Below are 12,100 nucleotides of genomic sequence, written 5' to 3'. Positions count from 1 at the left end.
AGTTTCCCCCAGATGCATTACAGGTGTAAGTAATCCTGTTTTAATACTTTTTCAATATCCTGCATAAGACCGCGTCGTACTTTGTATCCTGCATAGTTTTTTTCTAACGAAATAAGCTTCTTTAACGATTTAAAATCCACATTATGTTTTTGACATAAGCTCTCTAAATCCGTGAGTTGTTCAGAATCAAATAAAGGCCGATCATCTTGTTCCCAGTCTAAGGTGTAACCCATTACTTCCTCGAAGATCGGTGGGAGAGAATCTTCCCAATCTCCGTTTTCAAGCCAATAGCGTCGGATGACGCGCAATTCTTCTTCTTTAATTAGTTCAAAATTTTCTTCTTCAGGATGTTGCAAGTTTTTTTGAACTTCTAGAAGTCTCTTTAAAATTTCTTTTCTTGCTTCCATTGTGTACGGGCCAAGACCTAATTGTCCGTAAGCTCCGTTCTCATCCTCAATTAAGATAGCTGGATCGTATGAAGAGCTTAAATCAATATTATTCTCATCGAGATATGATTTTAAATTCTCTTTTTTCACAATAGTGTATTTATCTAGAGCAATATATTGTTTAGGACGTTGTGATTTCTTTGGGATAACGACATACTCTTGTCCGTCATCTCCAGTTTCTGTTTTAATCGGATTAAAATAAATTTGTCCACCCATGCGATACTTCATTCTCATTTCTCGATCATCTCGGATAGAAGCTAACCAATTTCTGAATGCTAATAATGGTTTTAACCATTCTGAACCGCTAATAATAAAGCCGTTTAATGCTTTATCCTCATTTACCACAGTGCATACCCAGCAGCCGAAACGACTATTGCCACAAGAACCAGCACTTTCCTTAATGTTTTTGTCAACAACAAGAGGGCATTCACCACTGCTAGAATCTTGATACAATTTATTTAATTCATGGTTATCGTTTCCCCATGGTGAAGGATAAGAGAGCAAGTAGTCCCAAACATCGTTGACACTAAACTTGCGGATCGGTGCAAATACAAAAGCGTTGGTTAAAGATGTATGTCTCATTAATTCTTTTCCTTCTACTGTATGAGACTTTAAAACATTATCACGGCTTTGGCTTTCATTTTCACGAACACCTAGGACCATGACAACTTCTCCAAACTTTGAAACCTTGTCCATAATAAATGCATTAGCCGGTTCAATCTTTAAGCGGTCCGTGCACCAGCGAAATGACTGATTTGGAGAAGGATATCCTTTCCCAATAATATTTGACCAGAAAGACTGCTCGTACTGTGGTTTTACTTTGTGCGTTTCAATAGGTAAATCACGTTTTAAGGCTTCTTCTTGTATACGTCTCAAAGTTGTATCAATCGAATTAATAATTAAGGGAGTTTCGACAAGAGTATCTGATGAAATCACATACACTTTTTTATGTAACTCCTCAACAGATAGTTCGCTTAAAGTTTCGAACACAAGTTGAACAACAACGGTTGAATCTTTCCCGCCGCTATATCCTACTACCCAAGGACGATTATCAGAAAGGTATACTTCCTTAATAAGCTTTTTTGTTTCCTCTATTTGGTTATTTTGTTGTTCGAATAAATTTCCAATTAAATTATCAAGCATATTCAGACTCCTAACTGAAATTTTTCTTCCGTTTTTTGTTCTGCCTCTGTAAGTGGAAGACCTAAAAATTCTTTTAATTTATTTGAAGTTAACGTTACCGTCTCTTTCGTCTTATGAATTCTGCCGTTTGCGCCAAATGCTCTACCGCGCCAATCTTTTATGTTGGTCCGGCTATAATCGATCTGCGCAAGATTTTTAAGGTAGACTTTCCACTCATCAGGATGATATTCACGTAAATATCTGCCTAATACACCTAGAGATTCTATAAAGACACCATGACCTACGATGTAATTTTCTCGCAAATCTTTCGGGCTTAGTTCTTTGTTAAAGACTCTTTGCCATTCGATAATTGTAGCACACAGCATACTCCAAAATTCCTTTAAAAAGCTTATCTCGTCTTCAGACAGAGAGTCTCCTTTTACTTTTCCAAGTAAGCGGCAATTGGTATTGAATATATGGTTAAGAGCTAGGATCTTTGGTGAGTTCTTTGACAACGTAACTCTTTCTTTATCTGTATACCGAGTCAGTAATTCATTTTCAGCTACAATTTGTTTCGTCACGAGTGCTAAATGGTCTCGATGATCATACAAAATCCCAATGGAAGAAGTAGTATTGACCGCGTGACGATTAAGATCGGAGAAGATTTGTTGGGATTTTTTAAGTCCTAAATCGTGATAAAAAACGACAGATATTGTCTCATTTCCTAATTCCGGTGATAACTTAATGGCTTCTTCAATGGCTGCACGGCGGTGTTGACCATCATTAATCAAAAACTTAGCATCCAACGAAATCTGGAGTTGACCCAAATCTTGCATTGTAAGGTTATTACTAAAAGGATGAAACTCAATACCTCCATCAATAGATGCTGTTAAAGATGAAAATACGTAATCGTTCGGATTTTCAACAATGTAGTTTGTGATTTCGGGAATCCTTATCTTATTTAAAATGCGTTGTGCTCTATATTCAGGTGAGATTTCTTCTTCATCGAATAGAAATATTTTTGGAATAAGGCGCAAAGGACACATGACCACATAATATTCACTCCCACCCTGTTTTCCCCTCAAGGCCGGAAAGTTGTAACTAAACCCAAATTCCACGTTCATTCTCCTTTTTACGTACGTAATATTAATGCGTTATATAAAGAATAACAGAAATTCTATGAAAAATATATTAAAAAAGCATGTGGCTGGGTTTTCTTGTTTATGACTCACAAATAAGTTTGTTATTATTAAATTAATAAAATTTTGTTATTAAATTTCTATCTAAAATGATAATAAGGTGGGCTTTATGGGAAATTCTCTAATTAAGGAATTAGGTCGTTTAAAGCAGTCGTCAAAAGAGGCAGTTGAAAATATAGAGTCATATAATAAATTTAAACAATATATGCATGTGGAAAGGCCATTTGAAAGAAGCCTTATTCATATAATGGAAAGAATAAGAGAACAAAAACGTCCACATTTGGTAATGGTGTGTGGCAGTGTTGGAGATGGGAAGTCCCATCTTATTTCATATCTGAAAAACAACTACCCAGGCCTATTTCATAACGTGACTATTCATAATGATGCAACAGAAAGTTTTTCACCAACTAAAACGTCTATTGAAACATTACGTAGCATACTGAATCCCTTTACGGATGATAATTTATCAATTGATCAAAATGATATGAATCATGTTGTTGTGGCTATTAACTTAGGAACGCTAAACAATTTTCTGCACTCGGAGTACGGCTCGGAATTTATGGAATTACAGAGATACGTGGAAGATAAGAAGATTTTAGAAGAAGGTGTGACTTCAAGTGGTGAAGAATCCGAGGAGCGTTTTCAATTTGTTAACTTGAGTGATTACCATTTGTATGAATTAGCAAAGGATGGCGTCCAATCAGGATTTTTAGAGGCATTATTTGAGAAAATCACAGCTGAATCACCAGACAATCCGTTTTATGAAAAATATAAATTGGTATGCAGTCAGGAAGCGTCATTAAAAGATGAATGTCCAGTTGTAAAAAACTATGAATTATTGATGAATCGCGATGTTCAAAAAAGTATTGTTTACTTACTTGCAGAGCTAATGATTAAGTATAAAATGATCGTTTCACCACGTATGTTTCTAGACTTTATTTATCGCATTTTGGTACCTGATTATATACAAGACTCTGCTATTAAAGCGTTAGATAATAAAAACAAAGATGAAATAAGAGAACGCTATCTCAAAAGTTTGTTGCCTAATTTATTATTTGACCTTGGAAAACGGTCGGAAGCTTTTCTACCTATAGAAACTTTAGGGGCCTTGGCTAAGAGAAACCAGCTATCAGATAAATGGATCATTTCATTTTTCATTACAGATAACATTAGCTCTTTAACTAAAGATATTGTACCAGAAAGCCTTCTTGAACAACTAAATTTAAACAATTCAGTAGGTGGATTTGATAAGAAACAAGAAGGTCGAGAACTAATACTGAAAACACTGCTGCGTTTAAGGGCAATTTCTGGAGTTGCGAGAGAAGATGAACAGAGTACTTTATTTCCTAAGTTTTTAACGTATTTATTCTATTGGAATACCCACAACGTAAAAGAACTAAGAACACTATATTATGATGTTATAGAGGCCATTTACAACTGGAACGGAAAAACGGAAACAGAAAGAATCAATATGTTTGTTGGAAGAAATCAGCTAAAGTATGCCATCAGTCAAAAAATTGTTATAAAACCTCATTTAGAACAAAAAGAAGTGGATTTAGATGAAAGATTATCTAGGTTCTTGAATTATATGGTATTGAAATTTAAAGTGGAGGGGTCAGATCAAATTTATTCAATAAGTATAGATTTTAATCTTTTTGAGTTAATTGTCAAAATGAAAAATGGATATCGTCCAAATAGCAGGGACAAAAACAACTTTATCAATTTCGCCAATTTTGCTGACCGCATGATAAAAGAAAACGTACAACAAGATAATGTTGTAATTCGAGAAAAAGTCAGTCAAGATTCCAAACAGTATATCCTAACAGTGGACGAGTTTGGATATGAATTTAAGGAGAAGTAAAATGATTGAAAAAGTTAACCTTAACAGAGAAAGTATTGAGAAAGAATTTGCAGTAAAAAAGGATGAAGAAAAAAAGGTAAGACTAACTCATGCAAAAGTTCAAAGTCCTTATAGAATTTTTCCTTACTCAACAAAAAATAATAAGATTTCTAACTTCGATGCTGTCCTAGGTAATTATTCAAGGTCTATTACTGATAAAGGCTATACTGTCTTTGAAAAGGAAGAACTTTTCCGGAAAATCCAGACAAAAGTGACAACTGACTCTATTGAAAAATTGAATGTAATCATAAATGAATTGTTTTTTGATGAAAATAATCAATTAGTATTATCGCACCCCTCATTCTTTAACCATCTCCCAGAAGGGGATAATGCTGAACGAAAAGTCGGAGAGTTTTTAAGCATTATTTTTTCAAGTGAAAATATAACAGAAGGATTTCAAAAAGCATTTGAAAAGCAACCTGAGAATGTATTGTTAAGACTTATTTATGAGTGTTTACCAGATCTAAAACAAGAACATAATAAGTCTGGAAGCTATGTGAAATACATGAAAGAAATTGTGGAAGTTTTTGAAGAGGATTTATTATTTTTATTAAAACATGAAGATTTACTTATAAAATCATTTAAAAATTTACTGCTGTATTATTACTTTTTTTATACGACTCAAGTTATTTTAAATCTTGATCAGTTATTTAAAAATAGCCATGATCAAGTGATTCCAGTCTATTACAACCTAGAGTGGGAGAAACGTTCTAAAACGAGAGATAGTTTTAAGCAAGGGTGGAAAATGATTTCATCAAAACTGCCTAATTTATTTTCTCATATTAACTGTACGATTATGTTAAATCATGTAAATGGTTTAAATGACTATCCTGTCTCTTATACATCGTTTAAGCGTTCTTTACAGGAGCTAACGGTTGAACAGCAAGAGAAATTAAAAGACCATATAGAAGCTTGGCATAATGATTATAAAAGTTATATAGGTGACGTGATTTGGGAGCAGATGCCCCCGCTGCCTTTCTTAGAAGGAGAGTCACCTGTACTAAGAGAAGTTAGGAAGCTTCAACATTCTATTTCTTACCAATTCAAAGCGTCTAACCGCAGTCGTGCTGCTGAAGGTTATTACGAAGGGTATGAAGAATTAGCTAAAACATATTTTTTAAAAAAAAGCGGTTCTCTAGGATATACACTGAATTTAACACAAGACTTTGTAATTTTGTTGACTCGAATTTGTATAAAGGATAAAGAGAAACTGTCTCTGAAGGAATTATTTAAAGAGCTTCAAAGAAGAGGAATTTACTTTGATCGTGATACCAGAAAGCAAGTAGTTTTACTGTATGAGCGTTTAAATATTTTAGAGAAAAAATCAGATAGTGGTGATGCGCAATATGTCAAATATATTTTATAAACTTATTTCGAATCAAATTGTTAGTTATTTTCAAAATAACTCATTGAACCCGGGTGATAAGTTCCATGTACAGTTTGAACATTTAAGCGAGGTAGAACACCTATATAATGAATTAAAAAAAGTTGTAGCTGAAAAAGGTCTTTATAATGAGTTTGTATGGGGTGAAGATGAACCGTATCAATCATTTTCTATACATAAAAACGAGGTTAATGTCATTGTGGCAAGTACTCTAAATGGGGTCACTCCAGATTTTTTGACTAAGTTACGGAATTTAGTGGGAACATCGGAAAACAACTTTGAAAAAACATGTATCCTTTTTATCCATCACACAACATTAGATAGCATTGTGGGCGGATCAGTCGACCTTCAACGTGCTGGTATGCCTTTATCAAGAAAAGCAATTGAATCAATTATTTCAAAAGCGATCAGTGAATCTGATTTAGATGACGTTGCGAAAACGGTTCTGTCGTTTGCCTTTAGTAAAATTGAAGAGATAATAAACCATCTTCATTACTCAATATTTGAATATGAAGATATACTATCAGCTATTTCGGCTGGTGTTAAACCGGAATCTTATCAAGATTTAGGATTATTTTACGATGCAGCGTTAGAGGGCTATGACAAAAAAGCACGTGAAGAAAGATTAAGTGAGAACTATAAGCTTTTTAAATTTATTCAAGAAACAGAGAGTTTTGGAGACTTGTCTAATGACTTAGAGAAAGAGTTTGATGATGAAGGAATAAATAAAATCCTCAATAATGATTGGAGAAAAATTGAATTTAAAGAGATTAAGCAATTTCATGATAACAAAAAGAAAGTCGTACCGCCGGAATATATAGAAGAAAGCAACAAAGAAACAGAAGAGGGTTTAGCGTATTGGGAGAGAGGAAAAGGAGAGAGCAAAGCCAAGAAAAGAAAAAGACATATTATTGTTTTCAACCCTTCTCAAGTGACGGACATCTCGCTGAGTTTTAGTTTCGATAGGTACTTAAAGAAAGATAATTTGGAGAATGTCCTCGGTAATGCTGGAGCTATTTCTGGAAAGAAAATCAAAATTTCCCACCGGTTTGAATCTGAAAGAGTAAATTTCATTTCAGTTCTATACAAAGAATCGGGAGCAAGTTTTGAATTTAAAATAGCAGTAGTACCTTTTACTAGCGATTTTTTAGATTCTATCCGATTAAATTATTTAGTTGAAATTGATACAAAAAGAAACATACAGTGTATTAAAGTATTATACAGTGGAGAAAAGCTTGTTCTTAATAATGGAGCAGAACAAGAAAAAGAAATTCAAGTGGATGCTGATGGTGAAGGCGAAGAGGTACGGACCAATTTGAATGAACAAGTTAGATTTAATATTCTTGAAGATTACTTCCAAAGAGATAATGAAATTGTCTTGTTAAAAGTGGACAACGTAGAATTTCCTATCGCTTTTCTTGGTGAGAAAGTCGAATCAAAGAAAATTAATGGAAACAAAGCTTTTCAGTTAAAATGGAAACAGAAGCAACATTTCTACTTACAAGAAACAAAGAAAGTAATTTTAGGGAATGATGAATATATAATTGATGACCTAGAATTTTTCCGTAACCTAGAAGAGGAAAAGCGCTTCATAGAAGAAGAAGCCTTATGCCTAGAACAGGAAAATGGACTATATTCAAAAAAACGATTAGACGCACCGGCAAAATTGGAAAAGGCTTATTTGAACTACTTAAGCTATTTCAAAGCAAGGAATCTTCTGCCTAGCTTAACCTATTGGAACGATGAAATTACAGAATTAGCAAGGGTATATATTGAGACGTTTTTTGAAATTTTAAATGAGATCGAAGAAGGTTTTTCTCTCTCAACTGGCCATCAAGATTTAAGTAAGTTAGGTGTATTGGAAAATAGAGACAGCTTACATGCTGTGAAGTGTTCACCACTTCATCCAATTAATGTAGTTCACAAATATCTTCTGGTGAAGCGGGTCACAGATCCAGAAATTCCACCAGAAATATTAAGACGGTTATCTGCGACATACTTGGTTCCTTATATTTATCATGAAAACAAAATATATAAAGCTGTCAATCAAGGACATTCACCTGAATGGATTTATTATTACGATTACAAAGGGCCTCGAAATAATCTTTCTTCTTCTTTTGTTTCTAAGCTTGTGACAGACAAAATAAAAGAGTTTAAACAGCATTATCATTACTTATTTATGTTAAATAAAAACGCTCCTTTAAAAATTAATATTATTAATTTAGGAGATTGCAAAGAGGTCTTACTAGGGATTTTTAATTATTACATGGTAGAGTTGAAAAAAAGCGGTTTGGAAGATTTAACCCCAATTGAAATTACTATTTATGATAATTTCAATACTGTTAATGCTTTCGAGGAATTATCATTTTATGATGATATACAAGAAATTGAATCGTATTTTGGATTAAAATTCCAAAACGATAACTACGCTGCAGAAGACATTTTAAATGCTTTCAGAACTAAAGTTGAATTTTATAAAAAAAGTTACCATGACTCTGAATTCGACTATTGTCATATTTCTTTCTTTGAATCAGATGAAAATGTAGACGAGACAATTGATCAAACAGATAAGATTGGAACAGGTCTATCTTTATCTGGACTGTTTGCCTCTTTAACTTCAACATATTTAGGAGATTCTTATCGTACAGGTTTCGGAACAAAGTATTTAAAAGAAGAAGGAAACGTTTGTTTAGATGTTATTAAGCTATATAACAGTTTAGTATTAGCATCAGGAAGACAAAATACCTTTGAAAGAGGGAAAGCTATTGTTACAGCTTTCTCAAATCAAGGTGAGAAAAAACTAAAGCATTTATACGAATCCTCTTACTGGGTTACATTCATTGAACCGAAATTTGACTTAAACTATTTTGGTGCAAAAGGGGAAGAAGACGTATTAATTATTCATTATAGTGATCAATACACACCTTCTAGTAGTTACGATGCTATCACGGTTACAAAAAAGTCGGATCAATTTAAACTAATCATTGAAGAAATGCTGAAAAGTAAATCAGTGGAAGTTAGTTCGGAAACAACAAGAGACATTATTAACTTGTTTAATACCATAAACGGTGATTGGTTACTACGAATGATTGGAAGCCGCTCACAGTTTCCACGTGAGAAGATCAGTATTTTGTCTGCTGTAAAATTCTCACTCGCCTATTTACAACATAGCAATATTATATGGGTACCACTATCATTAGAAGAAATTTTAAGGGTTTCTGGTGCTGTAGGGTTAAATCAAAAAGACGGTTTATTCTCAGCAAAAAATTTAGGTATTAAAGGATCAGTAAATGATGATTTACTATTAATGGGTTTTGAGATTCTAGATGGGGAAATTAAAATTCATCTATATCCGATAGAAGTTAAAATTGGTAAAAATAAGACAGGAATTATTGAGAAAGCCAAGGAACAAGTGTCTCAAACTGCCGATGCTTTAGAAACCTACTTATCAGAAAATAGATTTAAAAGTTCTGTATACAAAGATTTCTTAGTACAATTAGCGATTACGAATGTAAAGAAAATGAAGATTTACGGAGTATTAGAGCATCAAGAATGGGATGTTTTTCTAAGCGAAAAAGTACTAACGAAGTTACTAAATGAAGAATATACATTTTCAAATGAACTATCATCTTATATTGGAAATGGAGCAGTTATATCATTTGAAACAGATAATCACTTTAGAAAATCGGGAAGAGAATCGGACACTTTGCTTATCAAATTGACCGAACAAGATGGGTATGAATATTTAACACTTCCTATGGATAAATTATTTAGCAGAATCCATGAATCTCAAGAAGACTATCACCCAGAAACACTCTTATTGAAAACATTTCTAGAGGACATTATCGAGGTTGGAGAAAATATAACAAACCTAGAGAAAGATAGGGAGGAGGAGACAGAACCTGAAGCTGTACCACCAATCCCTGTACTTGATCCATCTCCTGAAGAAGAACCTTTAAGGATCTTGTTTGGAAGCTCTATAAGTAACAATGAACCATTGAATTGGTATCCTACGACAACAAGTAAAATCATGCATACAAATACGGGGATTATAGGAACAATGGGAACGGGTAAAACACAGTTTACGAAAGCCCTTATCAAACAGCTGCATGATGGTGCAGCCGCTAACGTGAACGGTACACCTATTGATATATTGATTTTTGATTACAAGGGTGACTATATTAAAGATGACTTTGTGGCAGCAACAAATGCTACTATTTATGCTCCTTACCACCTTCCATTCAATCCATTGGCCTTATACAGAGGAAAGCAGGCGAAACCGTTACTGCCTCTTCATACAGCTAATACGATAAAAGAAACAATAGCCAATGCATTTAATTTGGGTATAAAACAACAACAATTATTGAATGACCTAATTATTGAAGCTTATGCACGTGCCGGTATTCATAAGGCAAATATGTCTACCTGGGACATGGTGCCTCCTACTATGAATAGTGTTTTTGAGCGGCTAATGGACCGAGAAGATGTTAAAGAAGACAGCATGTATGCGGCTTTAAAACAAATATATGATTTTGAAATTTTTTCACCAGATAGTGAAAATACAAAATCATTGTATGATATGGTTCAGGGAGTCACTGTAGTACATTTGGCAGGATACGATCCAAACATTCAAAACCTTATCGTTGGCATTACATTAGATACTTTTTATTCCCAAATGTCCACTAAGGGTCACAGTACGATTCAGGGTGATTATCGTGAATTAACAAAAATGATCCTTGTTGATGAAGCAGATAACTTCCTAAGTCAAAATTTTTCTTCCTTAAAGAAAATCATGAAAGAGGGAAGGGAATATGGTGTTGGAGTAATTCTGTCCACTCAATTCTTAGACCACTTTGCAACTACGGGCAACGACTATGCACAGTATATCTTAACTTGGGTCATACACAGAGTGCCTACCATTAAGAAAAAAGAGGTACAGGCGATCTTTAATCCTGAGAGCCAAGCAGAAGGAGAGCAGATCGTAAACAAGATTGCACAGCTTCAAAAACATAAAAGTCTAGTCACTTCTGTTACTAAAAATAGGTATGAACTTATGGATGACATGGCTTTTTGGAAGCTTATAAATTAAAAAATAGCACTGAACAAATGTATTACACTTTGTTCAGTGCTATTTTTATTCGTTTGAAAGAAAGCAGCTTATTGGGATTCATTTATTATTCAACACCTTCACTGTTTTCTTCTAATTGATTTATTTTTTCTTCATAATCTTTCTCAGTTGCATGTTTCCATTGTGCCTCTAATATTAACTCTCTGATCAATCATTCATATTATGAAACTATGGAGGAAGCAATGGAATTTGCCTTAATGCCATTAAGGTATGATCTAAATGTAAGTTGGAAATTTCATTATGCTACAAACCCTTCAATTCGTCCGGAGTATTTCTATCATACTGATTTCAACTGCTTAAGCTGGGGAGATACCACTGTGCCGGGGCATATTCAGCTGCAAGGGTATGGAAAACCGCAATTTGTAAAAACGATGTATCCATGGGACGGTGTTCATGATATCCGCCCACCTCATATTCCAGAAGACGATAACCCGGTCGGCAGTTATGTAAAATACTTTGAAGTGCCGGAAAACATGCAGAACAGGCCCTATATATTTCATTACAGGGAGTAGAATCGGCTTTTTCTGTTTGGTTGAACGGTGAATTTGTTGGTTATAGCGAGGATTCATTTCGCCGGCCGAATTTGAGTTCATGTCCTTTTTAAAGAAAGGGGAAAACAAGCTGGCAGTGTACCAAAGAAGCATTGGCAGCTGGTATGAGGATCAAGATTTTTGACGGTTTTTAGGCATTTTTCGTGATGTGTATTTGTATCGCCTGATATCCATGTAAGTGATTTACATATTCAGGTGGATTTAGATGCGTCATATACAGATGGAACCATAAAAGATCTTTCCTTTTTGAAGGTGCCTCCTTAGGAGAAAAACCTTCTCTTGCTCTTACAGTTCCTAATCCAAAGAAATGGGGTGCGGAGACCCCTTATCTATATACACTTTATTTTAAGCTATTTGCTCAAAATTGAGA

At 34.1% G+C, this 12,100-nt stretch carries 7 protein-coding genes; 5 read left to right on the top strand and 2 right to left on the bottom strand.

Features of this window, described 5'->3' with window-relative positions:
- Positions 1 to 17: 17 nt before the first annotated feature.
- Together dndC and dndB are read right to left on the bottom strand one after the other, a co-directional pair.
- The gene (gene dndC, locus CJU60_RS17510) at positions 18 to 1,589 is read right to left on the bottom strand and encodes a DNA phosphorothioation system sulfurtransferase DndC (RefSeq protein ID WP_095714460.1); all 1,572 of its coding nucleotides are present in this window, start codon (positions 1,587 to 1,589) and stop codon (positions 18 to 20) included.
- Between the two features lie 2 nt (positions 1,590 to 1,591).
- Positions 1,592 to 2,686, bottom strand: coding sequence for a DNA sulfur modification protein DndB (dndB, locus tag CJU60_RS17505; RefSeq protein ID WP_095714459.1), 1,095 nt, complete (start codon positions 2,684 to 2,686; stop codon positions 1,592 to 1,594).
- 190 nt (positions 2,687 to 2,876) lie between these two features.
- Between dndB and dptF the strand changes: the two genes are divergently transcribed.
- The 5 genes from dptF to CJU60_RS22245 all read left to right on the top strand — a co-directional run bounded on the left by dptF (position 2,877) and on the right by CJU60_RS22245 (position 12,098).
- Positions 2,877 to 4,628, top strand: coding sequence for a DNA phosphorothioation-dependent restriction protein DptF (gene dptF / locus CJU60_RS17500; RefSeq protein WP_095714458.1), 1,752 nt, complete (start codon positions 2,877 to 2,879; stop codon positions 4,626 to 4,628).
- A 1-nt stretch (position 4,629) separates the two neighbouring features.
- A complete protein-coding gene (dptG, locus tag CJU60_RS17495) occupies positions 4,630 to 6,033 on the top strand; it encodes a DNA phosphorothioation-dependent restriction protein DptG (RefSeq protein ID WP_176471088.1) in 1,404 nt (467 codons plus the stop codon).
- Positions 6,014 to 11,140 carry a DNA phosphorothioation-dependent restriction protein DptH gene (gene dptH, locus CJU60_RS17490; RefSeq protein WP_176471087.1) on the top strand — a complete coding sequence of 1,709 codons (5,127 nt, stop codon included), beginning with the start codon at positions 6,014 to 6,016 and terminating at the stop codon, positions 11,138 to 11,140. The genes dptG and dptH overlap by 20 nt, the downstream gene beginning before the upstream one ends.
- A gap of 221 nt (positions 11,141 to 11,361) precedes the next feature.
- Positions 11,362 to 11,691 (top strand): sugar-binding domain-containing protein, encoded by a 330-nt coding sequence (locus CJU60_RS22250; RefSeq protein ID WP_095714455.1) that lies wholly within the window; start codon positions 11,362 to 11,364, stop codon positions 11,689 to 11,691.
- 251 nt (positions 11,692 to 11,942) lie between these two features.
- A complete protein-coding gene (locus CJU60_RS22245; protein ID WP_483294936.1) occupies positions 11,943 to 12,098 on the top strand; it encodes a hypothetical protein in 156 nt (51 codons plus the stop codon).
- Positions 12,099 to 12,100: the final 2 nt, after the last annotated feature.

The organism is Bacillus sp. 7705b (genome assembly GCF_002289525.1).
Lineage (GTDB): Bacteria > Bacillota > Bacilli > Bacillales > Bacillaceae > Bacillus > Bacillus halotolerans.
The sequence above is the reverse complement of the archived record's forward strand: the minus strand, read 5'-3'. Positions and strand labels throughout refer to the sequence as shown.